At 60.0% G+C, this 20741-nt stretch carries 8 protein-coding genes and 1 pseudogene; 4 read left to right on the top strand and 5 right to left on the bottom strand.

The features are described from left to right. Window positions 1-138: 138 nt before the first annotated feature. Window positions 139-13149: a non-ribosomal peptide synthetase gene (locus ACI7MX_RS14680; protein WP_405589312.1), complete on the bottom strand. Its 13011-nt coding sequence runs from the start codon at window positions 13147-13149 to the stop codon at window positions 139-141. Window positions 13150-13211: 62 nt separating this feature from the next. Beyond that, complete coding sequence (locus ACI7MX_RS14685) at window positions 13212-13958, bottom strand: thioesterase II family protein (protein WP_405589309.1); 747 nt, start codon at window positions 13956-13958, stop codon at window positions 13212-13214. Window positions 13959-14279: 321 nt separating this feature from the next. Here ACI7MX_RS14685 and ACI7MX_RS14690 point away from each other — a divergent pair, with 321 nt between their 5' ends. After that, window positions 14280-14828: an RNA polymerase factor sigma-70 gene (locus tag ACI7MX_RS14690; protein ID WP_405589306.1), complete on the top strand. Its 549-nt coding sequence runs from the start codon at window positions 14280-14282 to the stop codon at window positions 14826-14828. Between the two features lie 89 nt (window positions 14829-14917). On the opposite strand, the pseudogene ACI7MX_RS14695 reads toward ACI7MX_RS14690, so the two are convergent. Then, window positions 14918-15520: pseudogene (locus tag ACI7MX_RS14695) on the bottom strand (GNAT family N-acetyltransferase); the annotation flags it as partial. Between the two features lie 107 nt (window positions 15521-15627). Continuing rightward, on the bottom strand, window positions 15628-16425 hold the full coding sequence (locus ACI7MX_RS14700) for an amino acid ABC transporter substrate-binding protein (protein WP_314483465.1): 798 nt from the start codon (window positions 16423-16425) through the stop codon (window positions 15628-15630). A 214-nt stretch (window positions 16426-16639) separates the two neighbouring features. On the opposite strand from ACI7MX_RS14700, the gene ACI7MX_RS14705 reads away from it, so the two are divergent. Both ACI7MX_RS14705 and ACI7MX_RS14710 read left to right on the top strand, forming a co-directional pair. Beyond that, complete coding sequence (locus ACI7MX_RS14705; protein ID WP_314483463.1) at window positions 16640-17182, top strand: exonuclease domain-containing protein; 543 nt, start codon at window positions 16640-16642, stop codon at window positions 17180-17182. Window positions 17183-17272: 90 nt separating this feature from the next. Next, window positions 17273-17554 carry a pyrimidine/purine nucleoside phosphorylase gene (locus ACI7MX_RS14710; protein WP_405589301.1) on the top strand — a complete coding sequence of 94 codons (282 nt, stop codon included), beginning with the start codon at window positions 17273-17275 and terminating at the stop codon, window positions 17552-17554. A gap of 81 nt (window positions 17555-17635) precedes the next feature. Here ACI7MX_RS14710 and ACI7MX_RS14715 read toward each other — a convergent pair whose 3' ends face one another. Next, window positions 17636-18982, bottom strand: coding sequence for a DEAD/DEAH box helicase (locus ACI7MX_RS14715; protein WP_314483459.1), 1347 nt, complete (start codon window positions 18980-18982; stop codon window positions 17636-17638). A gap of 192 nt (window positions 18983-19174) precedes the next feature. Here ACI7MX_RS14715 and ACI7MX_RS14720 point away from each other — a divergent pair, with 192 nt between their 5' ends. Further along, the gene (locus ACI7MX_RS14720) at window positions 19175-20482 is read left to right on the top strand and encodes a mechanosensitive ion channel family protein (RefSeq protein WP_314483457.1); all 1308 of its coding nucleotides are present in this window, start codon (window positions 19175-19177) and stop codon (window positions 20480-20482) included. Window positions 20483-20741 lie beyond the last annotated feature (259 nt).

Below are 20741 nucleotides of genomic sequence, written 5' to 3' on the forward strand. Positions count from 1 at the left end.
CCTCTCCCTCCGGGAGAGGGTTGGGGTGAGGGGATGTTAACTATCAGCCTCAACCTCAAAGCCGGGCGCTAAATCCGAAACCACCCCAATCAAGCCCCCTCTCCCTTTGGGAGAGGGTTGGGGTGAGGGGCGGTTGATTTACAACCCTTCCAGCTCCGCCATCAGATCACTCAGGCGATCAACCTTATCCTCGTTGATTTCGCTGCTTTCCAGCCCGTCGATATACAGCGCCAGCTGTTCGACACAACTGCACTCAAACATCGCCCGCAGCGGCACGTTGCGTTGCAACACTTTTTGCACCCGCGAGGCAATTTGCGTGGCCAGCAAGGAGTGCCCGCCCAGTTCAAAGAAGTTGTCCCTCACGCCCACTTGCTCGACGTTCAATACATCCGCCCAAATGTCAGCCAAGGTCTGTTCCAGCAGCGAACGCGGCGCCAAATAGTCGTCACGTTGCTGTTGACCGATTTCAATCAACGGCAACGCTCGGCGATCCAGCTTGCCATTGGCGTTCAGCGGCAAACGCGCCAGCCACTGCCAATGCAAGGGCACCATGTACTCCGGCAGCTCAGCGCGCAGGCGCTGTTTGATGTGCTCCAGGCACTCGTTCTGGCCCGGATCAGCAACCGCCGCCACCAGATAACCCACCAAATACTTGCCGTTAGGCCCCTGCTGCACGCTGACCGCTGCATCGCGTACCCACGGGTGATCGTGCAGGCGCGCTTCAATTTCCCCCAGCTCGATCCGCAAACCACGAATTTTGACCTGATGGTCGATGCGTCCAACGTACTCCAGCACACCGTCCATGCGGCGCCGCGCCAAATCGCCCGTGCGATACAAGCGCTCACCCGGTGCGCCGAAAGGATGCGGCACAAAGGCGCTCGCCGTGCGCAGCGGGTCGCTGACATAACCCCGGCCCACGCCGGTACCGGCGACACACAACTCCCCTACCGCACCCAGTGGCACCAGGTGCAATGCGTCATCGAGCACGTACAAACGGTTGTTGTCAGTGGGCGTGCCAATGGGCAAATAACTGCCTTGGGTAGACGCCTGATCGACACGGAAGAACGCCACGTCGTCCGAGCACTCTGCCGGGCCATAGGCATTCACCAGTCCGATCTGCGGGTAGCGCAGCAGCCATTGCTGGGCCAGTTCGGGCGGCATCGCTTCTCCGGTAGGCAGCAACCAGCGCAGGCTATCGAGTGGCACGGTGTCTTCTGCAAGCATGCCCTGAATCAGAGACGGCACACTTTCCAGCACGCTAATGCCCTGGGCATTGACGTGTGCCAACAAGGCCTGCGGATCATGGGCCAGGGCGTTGGGCACGATGTTGACGCTGGCACCGAACAAGGGCGCAGCAAGGAACTGCCACACCGAAATATCAAAACTTTGCGACGCCGTCTGCGCGATCACATCCCGTTCGCTGAGGTGCAAGTAAGGCACTTTGCTCAACTGGTTATTGAGCATGCCGCGCTGTTCGACCATCACCCCTTTGGGCAGGCCGGTAGAACCGGAGGTATAGATCACATACGCCAGATTGTCCGGCTGGCTGTACACCTGCGGGTTGTGCTCGGCCAGCGTCTGGGCTTGCACCTCTTCCCACACCAGCAAACGCGGACGGTTCGCGCACCCCGACTCATCCAGCAAGGCCTGGGCCTGCTCGCGGTAAGCCGCCGTACACACCAGCAAGGGCGTGCGGCTTAATTCGATGATGCGGCTCAACCGCGCTTCGGGCAGCCCCGGGTCGAGTGGCAAGTAAGCCGCCCCGGCCTTGAAGCTGCCGATGATCATGCCCAGCAGTTCCAGTCCGCGCTCGGCCAGCAGCGCCACCGGCTGATCCGCTTTGACGCCCGCGCCAAGCAAGGCATGGCCCAGGCGGTTGCTGCGCTGATTAAGGTCGGCGTAGCACCAGTGCTGATCCAGACAGCGGGCTACCGTTCGTTGCGGGTGCGCCGCCACCTGCGCTTCAAACAGCTCGATGTAACTTTGCTGCAACGGGTATTGGCGCTGGCTCTGGTTGCACCCCTCGAGCAAGAAGTGCCGCTCGGCTTCGCCCAACAAGGGCAGTTCAGCCATGTCGCCTTCGATGCCCGCCATCAAGGCCAGCAGCAGGCGTTTGAACTCGGCCAGCAAACGCTCGACGCTGTCTTGCTCGAAGAAGCGCTGGTCATACGACAGGTGCAGACCCAGGTCATCGCCGGGGTAACACACCGCCGTCAACGGAAAGTTGGTGTGCGTGCGCCCCGAATCCGAAGTCGCGTTCAGGTGCTGGGCACGGTCCATCACCGAGATGTCCACGGGCGCGTTTTCAAACACAAACAGGCTGTCGAACAGCGGCTGGCCCTTGGGCAACTCGCTGCGTTCCTGAATCGTCACCAACGGCACGTATTCGTACTCGCGCAGTTCCATATTGTGTTCGAGCAACGCGCTCAGCCATTGCTGAACCCCCAGCGCCTGACCGTCTGCGGGCATTTTCACGCGCAGGGCCACACTGTTGATAAACAAGCCAACGGTCTGTTGCATCTGTGGCAACTCGACCGGCCGCCCGGCCACGGTGACGCCGAACAGCACATCGCGCTCGCCGCTGAAACGGCGCAGTACCAAGGCCCACGCTGCTTGCGCGAAGGTGTTAATGGTCAGTTTGTGCTGCTGGGCCAGCTCCCGCAGGCGCAGGCCGTCCTGCACTTCAAGCCGGGTGTAGCAGTCACCCACCCTCATGCCGCCGCTGTCACCCGCGTGTTCACGCAGGAACGGACGGTCGCTGGGTATGTACGTAGTCTGCTCGAAGCCCTGCAAGTTGTGCTGCCACCAGGCATTGGCCTGTTGCAAATCCTGATGTTGCAGCCAGCCAATGTAGTCGCGATAGCGCGGCGGCGCGGCCAGTTGCGCGGTGCGCTGCTCGCCCAGCGCGCTGTAGATTTCGAAGAAGTCACTCATCAGCAACGAGCGGCACCAGGCATCAATCAGAATGTGGTGGTTGCTCATCATGAACCAGTAACGGGCTTCATCGACACGGATCAGCCGCAGGTGGAACGGTGCCTGATTGAGCAAATCAAAGCCGGCTTCGCGCTCGGCCTTGAGCAACGCTTGCAGGCGTGGCTCGTGGCTGTCCTGTGGCTCGGCACGCCAGTCAAGGAAGTCGATGGCAGTAGCGCCGGGGCGATGGATGATTTGCAGCATCTGTTCGCCGACATTCCAGCAGAACGACGCACGCAAGGCTTCGTGACGGGCAATCACCGCCTGCCACGCCTCCGCAAACCGCTGAGGGTCGAGGGCGCTGTTGATGCGGTAGCGGTCCTGCATGAAATACAGCCCGGTGCCGGGTTCGAGCAGCGTGTGCACGAGCATGCCCTCCTGCATCGGCGTCAGCGGGTAGAGGTCTTCAATCTGTTGCGCCGCCACCGGCAGCGCGTCCAGTTGCGCCTGACTGAGGCTCGTGAGCGGGAAGTCGGACGGTGTCAAACCGCCCGCGTCAGCGCTCAGGCAATGCGCAATGAGAGTTTCCAACTCGCTGACATAAGCGTCGGCCAAGGTGGCGATGGTCTGCGGCGCATAGCGTTCGGCACTGAAGGTCCAGCGCAACTGCAATTGGCCGCCATAGACCTGACCGTCAATGCTCAGTTCGTTGGGCAAAGGGGCCAGCGGGTCGTGGGCGGCTCCCGTGGCTTCAGCCAGCGGGCGGAACAGGGCGTTAGCGCCAAAGCTCTGGTCGAACTGGCCGAGGTAGTTGAACGTCACCGGCGCTCCTGGCAGATCCGCCAGCGCCTGACGGGTGGGGCTATCGGTCAGGTAACGCAACACGCCGTAGCCCAGCCCTTTGTGCGGGATGCTGCGCAGTTGTTCTTTGATGGCCTTGATCGAAGCGCCCTGCCCGCCTGCTGCCTGCGGGGTCAGGCGCAGCGGGTAGGCACTGGTAAACCAGCCCACGGTGCGGCTCAGGTCGATGTCGTCAAACAGCATTTCGCGGCCGTGGCCTTCGAGCTGGATCAACGCCGAAGGCTGCCCGGTCCAGCGACACAATACCCGCGCCAGAGCGGTCAATAACAGGTCATTGACCTGAGTGCGGTATGCGCTGGGCGCCTGCTGCAACAGTTGGGTGGTGCGTTCGGCGTCCAGGTGCACGCTGACGGTGTGGCCATGGCGGTTTTGCCCGCCGCCGTGCGGGTTGTCACACGGCAAGCTCACCGGCGACCCGCTGAGTTGTTGTTGCCACAGGCTGAGTTCTTCGCGCAGGGAATCGCTGCTGGCATAGGCCTGCAACCGGGTGGTCCAGGCCCGCAAGGCGCTGGTCTTGGCCGGCAGTGACGGCGGTTGCTGCTGCGCGAATTGGCGATAAAGGGTTTGCAGGTCTGCGAGCAATACGCGCCAGGACACGCCGTCGACCGCCAGGTGATGGATCACCAACAACAAGCGTTGCTGACCCTGCGGGCCGTCGACCAGCACGGCACGTACCAGCGCGCCTTGTTGCTCATCAAGGCTGCGCTGGGCCTGCTCGAACAGGTCGAGGCTGTGTTGCAGATCCGTCACGGTGGCATGGCTTAGTACGTTGCCCGCCACTTCGGTGCGGTAGTCGGCGCGCCATTGGCCGTCCATCTGATGGAAACTCAGGCGCAAGGCGTCGTGGTGCTGCAGCAAGGCGTTCAGAGCTTGCTCCAGCAGCGGTGCCTCCAGACGTTGCGCAGGTTCGAGCAACAGGGTCTGGTTCCAGTGATTACGTTGCGGTATGGCTGTTTCAAAGAACCAGTGCTGGATCGGCGTCAGGCCGACCTCGCCGGTGAGTACCCCCTGTTCAGCGAGGGTCTGTTCGGTAAGGGTGGCGACACTCGCCAGCGCCTGCACGGTTTGATGCTGAAACAGATCACGCGGGCTGAAATGGATACCCAGTTGGCGTGCGCGGCTGACCACTTGAATTGACAGAATCGAGTCGCCACCCAGTTCAAAGAAGTTATCGTCCAACCCCACTTGGCTCAGGTTCAGCACGTCACACCACACCTGCGCCAAACTCTGCTCCAGCGCAGTGCTTGGGGCCACGTACTGTTGACGGTTGAGTTCAATATCGGGCGTCGGCAAGGCGCGCCGGTCAAGCTTGCCGTTGGCGGTCAGCGGCATGCTGGCCAGCAACACCAGATGGGTCGGCACCATGTAGTCGGGCAGTTGGGTTTTGAGGTGACGCTTGAGGTCATCGCGCAAGGCGGCTTGCGCCTGTTCGTCGTGCTGCGCCACGCTGCACACCAGGTACGCGGCCAATTGCTTGCCACCGGGCATGTCCAGCGCCAGCACCACTGCTTCGCGCACCGCAGGGTGATCGAGCAGGCGGTTTTCGATTTCGCCCAGCTCGATACGAAAACCGCGAATTTTCACTTGATGGTCGATGCGTCCGACATATTCGACCAGCCCGTCAATACGCTGACGCACCAGATCGCCGGTGCGGTACAGGCGCCCGCCATTGCCGGCGAACGGGTCGGCGACAAAACGTTCGGCGGTCAGACCGGCACGCTGGTGATAGCCCTGAGCCAGACCGGCGCCACCGATGTACAACTCACCGACAGCCCCTTGCGGCACCAGCGCCAGACCGGCGTCGAGGATATACGCAACCCGGGCACCAATGACCTGACCGATGGGCACACTGGTGGCACCGTCTTCCAATTGCGCCGGGGCCAGACTGGCCAGGGGCATGACCACGGTTTCGGTCGGCCCGTAGGCGTTGAAAAACACCTCGGGGCTGAACGCGGCGCGAATGCGCTGCAAATGCTCCCCGGTGAGCGCTTCACCGCCGGTGATGCACATGCGCACGGGCAAGGTCTGCTCGCGACTGGCCAACCATTGCGCCAGCTGGCTGCCATAGCTGGGCGTAAAGCCCAGAATGCTGACCTGTTGCTCGTCGATCAGTTGGCAGATTTGCTCGGCATCCCATTGCCCTTGGGCACGCAGCACCACCCGCGCGCCGCACAGTAAAGGGGCCAGCAAGCGCTCGGTGGCGGCGTCAAAATTGATCGAGTAAAAATGCAATTCGCAGTCATCGCTACGCATGCCGAAGCGCTCAATCACAGCTCGGCAATGCATGGCAATTTCGCCGTGAGACACCATCACGCCTTTCGGCTGCCCGGTAGAACCCGAGGTGTAAATCAGGTACGCCTGATGCTGTGCCAGGCTGATAAACGGCACCTCGCCGGTCGGGTAAGCGGCCAAGGTTTCTCGATCATCTTCAAGACAGCCGCGCACCACGCCAGCAGGCAACTCGCCCAAGGCTTCGAACAATGCGCGATGGCTTAGCAGCACGCCAATACCGCTGTCTTCGATCATGTAATGCAGGCGTTCGAGCGGGTACTCCGGGTCCAGCGGCACATAGGCGCCACCGGCTTTAAGGATCCCCAGCAGGCCAATCACCATGTCCAGCGAGCGCTCCAGCGCCAGCCCCACGCGCATCTGCGGGCCGACGCCGCGTTCGCGCAGCATCCAAGCCATTTGATTGGCCCGGCGATCGAGTTCGCCGTAGCTCAGGTGCTGCCCGGCAAAGGTCAGGGCGATGGCGTCAGGCTGCGCCTGCGCTTGCTCGGCAAACAGGCGATGAATGCACAGGTCAAGGTCATGCCCGGCCGCAGATGGCGCCAGCCCGTCAAGCAAGCGCTGTTGCTCGGCGTCTCCCAATAACGGCAATTCGCTAAGGCGTTGTTGCGGGTCGCCCAGCAAGGCTTCCAGCAGATTGCGCCAATGTTCGGCCATGCGCGCAATGCGCGGTTGGTCAAACAAGTCGGTGCTGTAAGTCAGGCAACAGCCCAGGCGATGGTCGAGGTCGGTGACTTCCAGATTGAGGTCGAACTTGGTCGCCCGCGCATCGTTGGGCAGAAACTCGACGGTCATGCCCGCCAACTGGCGGCTTTGCTGGAACTCCCAGCGCTGCACATTGCACATCACCTGAAACAACGGGTTATACGCTGCACTGCGCGGCGGTTGCAGCGCGTCGACCAGATGGTCAAACGGCAAGTCCTGATGGGACTGGCCCTCGATCACGGTATTGCGCACTTGCTCGAACAGGTCGGCAACACGCATCTGCCCGTCCAGCTCACAGCGCAGCACATGAGTATTAAGGAAGGCACCGATCAGCCCTTCGCTTTCCGGGCGAATGCGATTAGCCACCGGCGCTCCGATGCGCACATCGTTCTGACCGCTGTAGCGATGCAGCAGCACGGCCAATGTCGCGGTCATGGTCATAAACAGGGTCAGGCCATGCTGGGCATTAAATGCCCGCACTCGCGCTGCGAGGTCATCGCTGAGATCAAAACGGTAAAGCTCCCCTTTGTAGCTTTGCACCGACGGCCGAGGTCGGTCGGCGGGCAGCTCCAATAGCGGATGTTCGTTGCCAAGTTTTGCCGTCCAGTAATCGAGCTGACGCTGACGCTCGCCCGACTCCAGCCACTGACGCTGCCACACGCTGTAGTCCAGGTATTGCACAGCCAGCGGGACCAGAGGCGACTGGCGATCATCCAGAAAGGCTTCGTACAGTTCACCCAGTTCGCGGGCGAAGATGTCCATCGCCCACCCTTCGGTGACGATGTGGTGCAGGGTCAGTACAAAGTAATGCTCACGCTCGCCCGCCTTGACCATGCAGGCGCGCAGCAACGGCCCGCTTTCCAGATCAAATGGCTGGTGCGCTTCGTGGTCGGCCAGCGCCTGCAGGCGCTGCTGACGGGCGTGCTCATCAAGGCTGGTCAAGTCCAGCCAGGCCATGCCCACGCCCGTTTCGGCATGGACTTTTTGACACGCCACACCGTCCACACTTGGAAAGGTGGTACGCAGGGTTTCATGACGCAGCAGCAAGGCTTGCAAGGCCGCCTCGAAACGGCCGACATCCAGCAGGCCCTTGAGGCGCGCCATGCCGCCGACGTTGTAGGCCGGGCTGTCGGGTTCCATTTTCCAGAGGAACCACATGCGCTGCTGGGAATAAGACAGAGGCACCGCTTGGCGACGGTCGACAAGGCCAATCGGTTGCTGGCTATTGCGCTGCCCCGCCGCCTGAATCTGCGCGACCTGCTCGACAAATGCGCCCAGTTCGCTGGCCTCAAACAATGTGCGCAACGCCAGCTCCACGTCACAGGCCTGACGAACACGGGAGACAATTTGCGTGGCCAGCAAGGAGTGCCCGCCCAAGGCGAAGAAGTCATCGCGCAGGCCAATCTGCGTCTGCCCCAATACGTTACGCCAGATCGCCGCGATCTGTTGTTCCAGCGCGGTGGACGGCGCCACGAACTCGCTGACACGCCACTGCGGCTCGGGTAAGGCGCGGCGATCCAGTTTGCCGCTCGGGCTCAACGGCATCGCCTCCAGACGCAGTAACTGCGCAGGCACCATGTAGTCGGGCAACTGCGCGGCCAGTGCAGCCGTGAGTTCGCGGCTCAGTGCTTCTTCGCCCAGCGTGCATTGCAGCGCTGTGTAGTAGCCGATCAGTTGCGGCCCTGCGGCGCTGTCGCGAATGACCACGGCCGCCTGTGCCACGTGTGGCAATGCCAGCAGGCACGCTTCGATTTCCTGTGGCTCGACCCGAAAGCCACGCAGTTTGACTTGCTGATCGAGCCGCCCGAGGTATTCCAGCACGCCTTCGGTGTTCCAGCGCACCCGGTCACCGGTGCGGTACAGACGCGCGCCCGGCTCGCCCAGCGGGTCGGCAATAAAGCGTTCGGCAGTCAGCCCCGGACGCGCCAGATAGCCGCGCGCCAGGCCGCTTCCGCCAATGCACAATTCGCCCGGCACACCGGTGGGCAGCGGATTGAGCTCGCTGTCGAGCACCCGGCACAACACGTTGCCCAAAGGGCGGCCGATGGGTGAGCGCTCACCGTCTTCAACGCGGCAATGCCAATGGGTGACATTGATCGCGGTTTCGGTCGGCCCGTAACGATTGTGCAACTGCGCGTTCGGCAGGTGCTGCAGGACGCGATTGCGCAGCTCGGCCGGCAATGCTTCACCGCCGCTGAATACCCGACGCAAGCTGGTGCAGTGGACGCTCTGTGGTTCATCGACGAACAGGCTTAACAATGGCGGCACAAAGTGCAAGGTGGTCACGCCAAACTGTTGCACCAACTGCGCAATGCGCTGGGGGTCGCGATGCTCACCGGGGCCGGCCAGCACCAGACGGCAGCCGGTAATCAGAGGCCAGAAGCACTCCCACACCGACACGTCAAAACTGATCGGCGCTTTTTGCATCAGCACGTCATCGGCTTGCAGCGCGTAGGTGGCTTGCATCCATTGCAGGCGCTCGCTCAGCGCGGCGTGGGTGTTGCCCACACCTTTGGGCTGACCGGTGGAACCGGAGGTGTAGATCACGTAGGCAAGGTTATCGCCGTGCAGGTGCAAACCCGGTGCGTGGCTGGGCCAGTTGTCGAGCTTGAGGCAGTCCATCGCAATGGCACTGACGCTGCTCAGGTGCGGCAAGCCGTCCAGCAAGTGGCGTTGCGTCAGCAACAGGGTGGCGCCGCTGTCTTGCAGCATGTAGCTCAGGCGTTCTGGCGGGTAGTCCGGGTCCAGCGGTACGTAGGCACCGCCCGCCTTGAGAATGGCCAGCAAACCGATCAGCAGGTGCGGCGAACGCTCGACAGCAATCGCCACGGGTACATCCGGCCCCACGCCCTTGTCCCGCAAGTAATGCGCAAGGCGGTTGGCCTGTGCGTGCAGGTTGGCAACGTCGAGGCTGCCACCCTCCCAGACCAGCGCGACCCGCTCAGGCGTCAGCTGTGCTTGCTGCTCCAGCAAGTGCGGCAGCCAGTGCTGGGCCGCGACACAGGGTGCGGCCCCCCATTGCTGCTGTTCGGTTAACTGCTGCGCGCTCACCCCTTGTAAATCACCGAGGGCCTTCTCGCTGTCCTCGCTGACTTGGCGCAACAGGCTGACAAAGTGCTCGGCCAGCCGCTCAATTGTAGCGGCCTCGAACAGTTCATCGGCGTAGTCAAAAGAAAGTTTCAGGCGGCCCTGATGGTCTTCTTCGCTGTGCAGTTGCAGGTCGAACTTGGCTTCGCGGCTGTGCCAGTCCAGCTCATCGGCCAGCAGGCCCGGCAAGCGGCGCAAGGCGCTAAGGTCGCGCTGCTGGTGGTTGAACATGACTTGGAACAGGCCATGCTCGCGGGCCTGAGGGAACGCTTCGAGCACTTGCTCAAACGGCACGTCCTGATGACCTTGGGCATCCAGGGTGGCCTGACGGGTTTGCGCCAGCAATTGAGTGAAAGGCAAACGGCCGTGTAACTCCGCGCGCAGCACCAGGGTGTTGATGAAGAACCCGATCAGGCCGTGGGTTTCCTGACGCCCACGGTTGGCGCTGGGCACGCCGATACGAATATCGCACTGGCCGGTGTAGCGATGCAGCAATGTTTGAAAGGTCGCCAGCAGCAACATGAAAGCGGTGCTGTCGTGGGCCTGCGCGGTCGAACGCACGGCGTCGCACAACGCGGCATCCAGTTTCAGGCTGTAGCGTGCGGCGCTGCGCCGCCCAAGGGCGGAGCGCGGATGATCAGTGGCTAACGAAAGTACCGGATGCTCATCGCCCAGTTGTGTTTTCCAGTAATGCAGTTGGCGTTCCGCTTCACCTTGCGCCAGCCACTGGCGCTGCCAACTGCCGTAGTCGGCGTACTGCAGCGCCAGTGGCGCCAGCGCCAGCGGCTGGCCAAGGCAGGCCGCAGCGTACAGCCGGGAAAACTCGTCGATCAGCACGTTCAGCGACCAACCATCAGCAATGATGTGGTGCATCGTCAGCAGTAGTTGATGGTCATCGTCGTCCAGCTTGACCAGCGTGATCCGCAGCAGCGGCCCGCTTTCGAGATTAAAAGGGGTCTGTGCCTGATCTTCACGGATCTGTTGCGCACGCAGCTCACGCTCAGGGGCTGGCAGGTCGCGAAGATCGATGACGTGCAGGTCAACCTCTGCGGCCTTGTCGACCCGTTGCAAGGCGTGCTCGTCACGTTGATAAAAGCCGGTACGCAGGGCTTCATGGCGCTCGATCAAGTGCGTGAAGCTGCTGCGCAACGCGGCTTCATTCAGCTCACCGCGCAAGCGCAACGCGCCGGGGATGGTGAAGGCGCAGCTGTCAGGGGCCAGTTGCCACAAAAACCACAGGCGGTTTTGCGCCAGCGACTGTGGCAGTTCGTCCTGCCGGTTCAGGTGCGGGATATTGCCTTGGGCCAACCCGCTGTCCTGTTGCAGTGCGCCGACCTGCGCGACGAAGGCGCCGAGGGTCGGCGCTTCAAACAACAGACGCAGATTAAGTACAAGCTTGAGTTCTTCCCGCAAGCGGGCGATCACTTGGGTGGCCACAATCGAGTTGCCGCCCAACAGGAAAAAATGGTCATCGGCGGCCACTTGCTCGACGTGCAAATGCTCGCACCAAACCCAGGCGATCAGCGCTTCCAGATCACTGGCGCGATGCTGCGCAGCGGGCAGCGAGTCCGCTGGCTGCGGGGCCGGAAATTGCGCATAAGTGTCGAGACTGCCATCGGCCAGCCGGCTGCGGCAGGCGGAGCGCTGCAACTTGCCGCTGGAGGTCTTGGGCAGCGCACCGGGGTTGAGCAGCACCACCACGCTTGGCGCTTGCTGGCAAGCGTCGGCCACGGCCTGACGAATGGCAGTGATCAGCGCGTCAGCGGGCAGGATTTTTTGCACGCTGCGGCTGATTTCCGCAGCGATACCAATGCCCTCCTCACCTTTGACATTGACCGCAAACGCCGCGACACGACCTTTACGCACGACGTCAACTTCGCGCTCAATGACTTTTTCAATGTCTTGGGGGTACAGGTTTTGGCCGCGAACGATCACAAGGTCTTTCAAGCGTCCGGTGATGAACAGCTCGCCGTCACGCATAAAGCCCAGATCGCCGGTGCGTAGCCAAGTAGCGCCGTCACGTTTGACGAAAGTCTCGGCGCTGGCGTTCGGGTTACGCCAGTAGCCGTGGGCGATGCTCGGGCCGCTGGCCCAGATTTCACCGACAAGGTTGTCAGCCAGCGCTTCAAGGCTTTGCGCGTCGACAATCTGAACCGCATGTTCTGGCTGGGAGGTGCCGCAACTCATGACCGCGCTGCCCTCGCCCGACACGATACGGTTGTTGGCCAGTTCCAGTTCATTCACGCACAAGCCCGGGATGCCCTTGCCGCGCTGCCCGCCTGCGACAAACAAGGTGGCTTCGGCTAATCCGTAGGAGGCGAAATAGCTGTCCGGGGTAAAGCCGCATGGGGAAAATTTTTCGGCAAAGCGTTGCAGAGTGTCTTGGCGGATCGGCTCGGAACCTGAATAGGCTACGCGCCAGCGGCTCAGGTCCAAGCCAGCCAGAGCGGTTTCACTGACCCGTTCGCTGCACAACCGGTAGGCGAAGTCCGGGCCGCCACTGATGGTGCCGCCGTATTCGCTGATGGCTTCGAGCCAACGCAGCGGGCGGGTAAGGAAGTACGCCGGGGACATCAACACGCACGGCACACCGCTGAAAATCGGTTGCAGCAAACCACCGATCAAGCCCATGTCGTGGTACAGCGGCAACCAGCTGACAATCACGTCGTCGGGGTTCAAGTCGATGCCGAACCCCCGGCGGATCAGCACCTCATTGGCGACCAGATTGCCGTGGGTCACTTGAACGCCTTTGGGCAAGGCCGTCGAACCCGAGGTGTACTGCAAAAAGGCCACGTCATCAGCCTGCAAAGCAACGGGCCGCCAGGCGTGCACGGCGTCGGGTTCAACTTCGTCGACACAGAGCACGTGTGGCGCATCTGTCGCGCTCAGCTCGCTCATCTGCAACAAGGACTGGCGCAACGCGCTACAGGTCAGCAGCAGGCGCGGCTCGGCATCATCGAGAATCGACAACAAACGCTCTTGGTGATGGCGCTTGCTCGACTCGGGTGGATACGCCGGCACGGCGATGATGCCCGCGTACAGACAGGCAAAGAAGGCCGCGACGTAGTCCGGGCCGCTCGCGAACAGCAACACCGCCCGATCACCCACAGCCGCATGGGCCTGCAAGGCGACGGCAATTGTGCGCGCCCGAAGGTCCAGGTCGTGGTAGGTGAGCACTTGGTTGGCCGCCGGGTCATCGGCCAGAAAGCGCAGCGCCTGACGATCCGGAGTCAGAGCTGCACGTTGCGCAAGGGCTTGGGCCAGGGTGCCGGGGAGTTCGAACGCGTCCATCATGGGGTTTCCTGCCTGAGGTCGGCTTGAAAGAAATTCAGTGTGTTTGTAACGGCGGGCGGCGCTTACACAGACAGGCGCGCCTGTTGATTGCGCCAGCGCGTCAAATGCTCTTCGGCATAACGGCGCAGGCAGCGCAGCAGCGGCAATTCTTGCTGCAGCAGAAAGAAGTGGTGCCCTTCAAACAGGTCGAGGGAAAACGTGCTGCTGGTATCGGTTTGCCAGTCCAGCAATTGCTCGGCACGCACGCTGTCCTGCTTGCCGCCAAAGACGTGGATGGGCATGGGCAACGGCGCACGTTGGCCGTAGTTGAAACTGCCGCACAACAGGAAGTCGGCGCGCAGAATCGGCAGCATCATCTGCATCAGTTCGGCATCGGCCAGCACCTCTTCACCGGTGCCTTTGAGTTCGCGCAGGCGCTCGATCAATTGCTGGTCGGTTTTAGCCACGGCGTATTCGTTGACATCGCGCCGCGAGGGCCCGGCGGTGGCCGAAGCAAACAGCGCCAGCGGCGCAGGCAGACCGCGCTCGCGCAGCGCATGGGCCAGCTCAAACGCCAGCAAGCCGCCCAGGCTATGGCCAAACAAGGCATAGGGGCGGTCAAGTTCGGCACTGATTTCGTCCGCCAGTTGCGCGGCAAGACGGCGTATGTCGCTTTGCAATGGCTCATCCATGCGCATGCCGCGACCGGGCAGTTCGAGCGGTCGCACATGCAACCATTCGGGCATTGAACGACGCCAGCGGCTATAGGCCATTGCACTGGCGCCGGAGTAAGGCAGGCAAAACAAACGCAGCATGACGGGCTCACTCATCAGCCACTGCTCCAGCACTCGAATGCCACCTGTCCACGATTAAAAACATCCCGCCCTCCTGTGCCCACTCATTCGTCACCGGCCTGCTTCACCGGCTGTAGTCCATTGAGAACGGTTAACTCAGGCAAATAATTAGTCAGGGCAATAGTGGCGTTTTGAATCTGAGGAAGGCGGATGTGAGGCATGTCTCAATCTTCTGTCAGGCGCGGCATTAGTTCTTCTTCTCATTTGACAATCATTATCATTCAACCTAATTTGTTGCCAGCTGTGTAGGAGGCCTTACTCGGGCCCGCACTCATTCATTTGCAGCAGGTGATCTCCATGACGGAACAAGTGTCGACAAGCAGGTGCGACTCACCCTTACTCCAGGCCTTTGTTGATAATCGGCTTATCCTGGTCAAAATCGCAGCCCGCATTACCGGCTGCCGATCCAGGGCAGAGGACGTGGTGCAGGATGCTTTTTTTCGCTTGCAGTCGGCGCCGCAAATCACCTCCTCGTTCAAGGCGCAACTGAGCTACCTGTTCCAGATCGTGCGCAACCTTGCCATTGACCACTACCGTAAACAGGCCTTGGAGCAACGCTACTCGGGCCCTGAAGAAGAAGGTTTGAATGTGGTCATTCAGGGCGCGTCACCCGAGACCTCGCATATCAATTTTTCGACGCTGGAACATATCGAGACCGCGCTGAACGATCTGCCCAGCCGCACTCGCTACGCGTTCGAGATGTATCGCCTGCACGGCGTGCAGCAAAAAGACATCGCCAAGGAACTGGGCGTTTCGCCCACGCTGGTGAATTTCATGATTCGCGATGCACTGGTGCATTGCCGCAAGGTCTCAGGCACGCAGGCGGATACGTTTTCCCGGCGCTGAACACGCGTCAACACGGCTTGCGCCCTGCGCTGGATCAGCACATTGGTCAGCGACAGGGCAAGCAATAATCGCTGACCAGGTGCTCGGACTCAGTCCAACTGCCGCCCCTCAAAAAAATCTTCGCGACGCTGCATCATCAAGGCCGCGCGCTTGTGCGGAAAATCGAATTCCTTGACGCAGTGATAGCCCTGCGACTGCATGTAGCTGATCATTTTGTCGTTATCGGCACGTGGTTCAGCCACCACGCGCTGGGTGCGCGGTTCATCCTCGAACAGGTAATGGGTCAGCGCCTGCAGCCAGCTGGCCACTTTGTGTGGCCCGCGATGGGCCTGCTCACCCACCAGCATATGAATCCCCCGGTCGTAATCGCCGGCGTCGTAGAACGGCGCGATACGGTCTTCCTTGGCCCAATACGCTTCAAAATAAGCAAACGGCTGGTCATCAAAACAGCCGATCAGGGTCAGGGTATGGGGGTCTGCGGCGAGTTTTTCGAGGTAGTGGCGATGTTGTTCCAAACTGCCGCCCTCCTCCCAGAAAGCCATCACCCGCGGGGTGTTTTGCCAGCGGCTGAAGCGCTCAAGGTCGTCGCTGATATCCAGCGTACGCAACGAAACCCACGCGCCGAGCTGCGGATCAAAGCGCCGGTACACTTCGCCAGCGGGTTTTGCCGGTCGCTGAGGGTGGTCGGTACCTGAACGGGCAGTGGCTGGCAATGGTGTCGATGAGGGTGCAATCATGGTCAAGGGCTCGCATTTATCGTCAACAGATAGGCTGTGTGACGTGGGCCGCGCCTTGAAATTTAGGGTTCGCTGCCGCCTGCGGGGGGCTCGGGCGTCACCACTTCAATTTGGTAGGGCGAAAAAATGGCCTTCAGCTGACCATTATTGCGAAGAATGCCCATTAACTGAGCAAACTGCTGGCTCTGGATCGGCGCTTGAGGGCGTAGTAACGCGTAATGGTGATAGATGTGATCGACGCGGTCAGACACCATGACCTGAGCGCGAAATTGCGGTTTGTCATTCAGCAAGTCGACGAGATTGGAACGGGTGATCAATGCCATTTCCACACGCCCACGCATGACCATCTGCAAATTGCTCAAGTGGGAGTACGTCAGGCTTACATTGAATGAATCAGACAGAAACTTCGGATCGGTGTTGTAACCGGCAAAGGCATAGTGATAACCGTTAAAGAGCGCCAGGCGTTTACTGCCCGGATTATCAAAATAACTTTGCTGTCGCCCTTCCTGCTGTTTGGCGACAAATACTTCAGCATCTCTAAGGCCCATATCGACAGGAATGTGCGCGATGCCCTGCCAACCCCATTCGGGATTTTCAAACAGCACCATGTCCATCTTGCCTTGCTTGAACTCACGAAAGCGGCGTGCATTGGAAGTAGGGGCGATGACGAAATGAAAATCGCTTTGCAGCGCGTTCAGGGCGTCCAGCAGCTGCGGTAACAAACCGGTATCCACACCGATTTCGGGCCGTACCGTATACGGAGGAAAGTGCGCCGCTCCGACCCTGACTTCCTGGGCAGCCCAGACAGGTATCACCAGCGTTGCACCAAGAACCATCACTACGCCGCGAGCCATCCACATGGGCAGACACTTCAAAGCCGTGTACCTCTGGGGGGTTGCCCACCACTGAACTTATTAAATGACACACGACCTGAGAGTTGTGCACCGAGGTAATTTAAGCGGGCACAGAATATCAAGCAAGCACTTGGCTGGCCCACTGCAAATTAAGTAGGTGCGTGTCGATGCCTTGGCTACGCTCCATCACCAACGCCCATGCTGTTTAAGGAAGCTGCACATGCCTCACTGGCTGGTCATTGACCTGGAAGCGACAACCGATGATGGCGGCTGGCCTTTATCCGATATGGAGGTGATCGAACTGGGCGCCAGCGTGGTCACTCGCGCAGGTAGGGAGGTTGACCACTTCCAGCGATTTATCCGCCCCCAGCGGCGACCACTGCTGACCCCTTTTTGCCGCCAGTTGACGCGCATCAGCCAAGCAGACATTGATAGCGCCGCCCCGCTGGTGCAGGTATGGGCGCAATTCGAACGCTGGCTCGGTCAACACCTGCCCAAGCTTGAAGGCTGGGCCAGTTGGGGCGACTACGACCGCAAGCAACTGGAACAGGAATGGCAGCAAAAAAATCTGGACAGCGCACTGGCCCGACTGCCGCATATAAACCTCAAGCAGCAGTTTGCTCAAGCACGCCAGCTAAAGCGCGCGCCGGGGCTCAATAGTGCATTGCATCTGGCCGGTATGCAGTTCAACGGGCAACAACACAGGGCGCTTGAAGATGCCCGCAATACAGCACGCTTATTACCGCTGGTTTTCGCGATTTAGGTTCAAGAACGGCCGCTATAAAGGGCGTGACGGGATATACCGGCTTCTGCATACTGGCCAGCCTTTTTTAGTCCATTGCGAGGAAGCGCCATGTTTAAAGTCAACGAATACTTCGACGGTACCGTCAAGTCGATTGCCTTCGCACAAGCCGATGGCAGTGCAACTATTGGCGTCATGGCCCCGGGTGAATATGAGTTCGGCACAGCACAGCGTGAAATCATGCATGTGGTGTCGGGTGAACTGAGTGTGAAGCTGCCAGGCAGCGACGCGTTTGAAACCTTTAAAACCGGCAGCCAGTTCAATGTGCCCGCCAACAGCAAATTTCAGCTCAAGGTGAGCGTTGATACCGCTTACCTGTGTGAGTACCGCTGAGAATTTCGACCCCTTCAGCACCTCGAGCAGCCAATAAAAAACCCGGCTTTCGCCGGGTTTTTTGTGCATCGCGATAACCTGTTACTCAGCCGCTGGGGCTTCTGGCTTGCGTCGCTTGAGCGGCGCCATGCCGTCTTTGCTGACCAGCGACAGCGCGTCGGTCTTTGGACGGTTGGCGATTTTGCGCTTAGTCGGGGCCTTGGCGCCGGTCTTCTTCTTGACGCCTTTAGCGTCAGTTTTTTTCTTCTTCACACCTACCGCTTTACCCGACGCCTTGACGTTTTTAGGGCCGCCGTAGGTACCTTTGACTTCCTTGATCACGCGGCGCTCAAAGCTTTGCTTCAAGTAACGCTCGATGCTGGACATGAGGTTCCAGTCACCGTGACAGATCAACGAGATCGCCAGGCCGTCGTTACCGGCACGGCCTGTGCGGCCAATACGGTGAACGTATTCGTCGCCGCTGCGGGGCATGTCGAAGTTGATCACCATATCCAGACCTTCGACGTCCAGACCACGTGCAGCCACGTCAGTGGCCACGAGGATTTTGACGCCACCTTGCTTGAGGCGGTCAATGGCCAGCTTACGGTCCTTCTGGTCTTTTTCACCGTGCAAGACAAAAGCCTTGTATTCCTGCGCCACCAGACGACCGTAGATACGGTCAGCCATGGCACGGGTATTGGTGAAAATAATGGCCTTTTGATACGTCTCATTGGCCAGCAACCAGTTCACAATTTGTTCTTTGTGCTGGTTGTGGTCGGCGGTGATGACTTGCTGACGCGTGGTGGCGTTCAGCTGGCTGACCTGATTGAGCTGCAAGTGCTCAGGGTTGGTCAGCACCTTGCCAATCATCTCGCGCAGGCCGGAACCACCCGTGGTGGCCGAGAACAACATGGTTTGCTGACGGTTCGGGCATTCGTCGACCAGACGCTGAACGTCTTCGGAGAACCCCATGTCGAGCATGCGGTCAGCTTCATCCAGCACCAGCACTTCAACCTCTTTGAGGTCAAGGTTGCCAGCGTTCAGTTGCTCCAGCAAACGGCCGGGCGTACCGATAAGAATGTCCGGCACCTTGCGCAGCATGGCGGCCTGAACCTTGAAGTCTTCACCGCCGGTGATCAGACCGGACTTGATGAACGTGAACTGCGAAAAACGCTCAACTTCTTTGAGCGTTTGCTGTGCCAGCTCGCGGGTCGGCAGCAAAATCAGCGCTTTGATGCTGACGCGAATTTTGGCCGGGCCAATCAGACGATTGAGGATCGGCAGGACGAAAGCAGCTGTTTTGCCGCTCCCGGTTTGAGCTGTAACCCGCAGGTCACGCCCTTCGAGCGCGAGCGGGATGGCCGCTGCTTGCACAGGCGTAGGCTCGACAAATTTAAGCTCGGCCACAGCTTTAAGCAGGCGTTCGTGCAGGGCGAAATCGGAAAACACGGGTGCTACCTCGAAGAAATGCAAAAAATCAGCGGCATAGAGTAACGGTTTCGAGCGCGCAGGCCGAGTTACTTTGCACGAACGGCATGAAACAAATGGTTTTTTAGGCTCTTTAGTCCAATCGAGTCCCCTAAAACGCCCTGAAGTGCTCTAATCCCATGGTCATTTATTACTGAGATAACGTTTTAGCTTATGGATACTCAAGCACTCTGGGGCCAAATCCAGGACCTGTGGGCCTCTTTGGATCAACATCCCTGGATCACGGCCTTAATGGGACTGATCGTTCTGGTGGGCGTTGCCCTGCTCGCTGGCCACATCGCACGCATCATTATCCTGCGCGTGACAAAAATCCTCGCTCGCCAGCCAGCCTTGCACTGGGTCAATGATCTTCGCGAACACAAGGTCTTCGATCGCCTGGCGCAAATGACACCTTCGCTGGTGGTGCAGTTTGGCCGCAACCTTGTACCGGACATGAGTGACACCGGTCGTCACTTCTTGGGCAACCTGGCACTGGCAATCACTATTTTTGCGCTGACACGGGTTATTGCGTCCCTGCTGGACGCCTTGCTCGACATCTATTCGCGCACCAACTACGCCAAGACACGCCCGATCAAGGGCTATATCCAGCTGGCTAAAATGCTGCTGTATGTGTTTTCGGCCATCATTATTGTCGCCACCCTGATCGACCGCTCGCCCATGTTGCTGCTATCGGGGCTGGGCGCCATGTCGGCGGTCATTTTGCTGGTCTATAAAGACACGCTGTTGTCGTTCGTGGCCAGTGTGCAGTTGACCAGCAACGATTTGCTGCGGGTGGGTGACTGGATCGAAATGCCTCAGGTAGGTGCCGATGGGGACGTGATCGATATCACCCTGCACACTGTCAAAGTGCAGAATTTCGATAAGACCATCGTGTCCATTCCAACCTGGCGCTTGATGTCCGAGTCGTTCAAAAACTGGCGCGGCATGCAGCAATCCGGTGGTCGACGCATCAAGCGCAGTCTGTTTATCGACGCTGGCGATGTTGGCTTTTTGAGCGATGAACAGGAGCAACGTCTGGAACAGGTACGCCTGTTGAGCGATTACCTGGTGCGCAAAAAAGTTGAGCTCAAGCACTGGAACGAAGCCCAAGGCAATGTCGCCGCCCTGTCCGCCAACCGTCGGCGCATGACCAATATCGGTACCTTCCGCGCTTATGCACTGGCGTATCTGAAGAGCCATCCCGATATTCAGCCGAACATGACCTGCATGGTTCGCCAACTGCAAGCCACCCCGCAAGGCGTGCCGCTGGAGGTGTATTGCTTTACCCGCACGACGGTCTGGGACGAATACGAGCGTATTCAGGGCGATATTTTCGACTACCTGTTGTCACTCTTGCCAGAGTTTGGTTTGAGTGTGTACCAGCAACCCAGCGGCAATGACCTGCGCCAGGGCTTGCAGGGCAAGGTTCAAGCGCCGCTGGTGGTGACTGAACAGGTGAGCGAAGATTCACGTAGCAGCTGACGAGTAATGCGAGCTTTTGAGGTTGCTTTAGCTTTTGATCTAAAGCGCCCCCTTAAAGCACGCTGGCCGAACACAGGGAATGCGCAGTAGGTAACCCGGCAGGACGCCGGGTTAGCCGCGACACGGCCAAGGATGGCCGATCGCGGCGGCCTACGGAGCATTGCCTGTGCGAGGGCATGCCGAGCCAAAGCGAGGCACCGCGTGGTAGGGGCAAGAGCGTTTGGTTACTTTGCGCTGCTCAAAGTGACGCGGCGTAAGG

Origin of the sequence: Pseudomonas sp. 2024-210 (genome assembly GCF_045062345.1) — a bacterium.
Lineage (GTDB): Bacteria > Pseudomonadota > Gammaproteobacteria > Pseudomonadales > Pseudomonadaceae > Aquipseudomonas.

Coding starts and splice junctions, on each gene's coding strand:
- ACI7MX_RS14680 (WP_405589312.1), bottom strand. CDS start 13,149: ATGATGGACGCGTTCGAACTCCCCGGCACCCTGGCCCAAGCCCTTGCG.
- ACI7MX_RS14685 (WP_405589309.1), bottom strand. CDS start 13,958: ATGAGTGAGCCCGTCATGCTGCGTTTGTTTTGCCTGCCTTACTCCGGC.
- ACI7MX_RS14690 (WP_405589306.1), top strand. CDS start 14,280: ATGACGGAACAAGTGTCGACAAGCAGGTGCGACTCACCCTTACTCCAG.
- ACI7MX_RS14700 (WP_314483465.1), bottom strand. CDS start 16,425: ATGTGGATGGCTCGCGGCGTAGTGATGGTTCTTGGTGCAACGCTGGTG.
- ACI7MX_RS14705 (WP_314483463.1), top strand. CDS start 16,640: ATGCCTCACTGGCTGGTCATTGACCTGGAAGCGACAACCGATGATGGC.
- ACI7MX_RS14710 (WP_405589301.1), top strand. CDS start 17,273: ATGTTTAAAGTCAACGAATACTTCGACGGTACCGTCAAGTCGATTGCC.
- ACI7MX_RS14720 (WP_314483457.1), top strand. CDS start 19,175: ATGGATACTCAAGCACTCTGGGGCCAAATCCAGGACCTGTGGGCCTCT.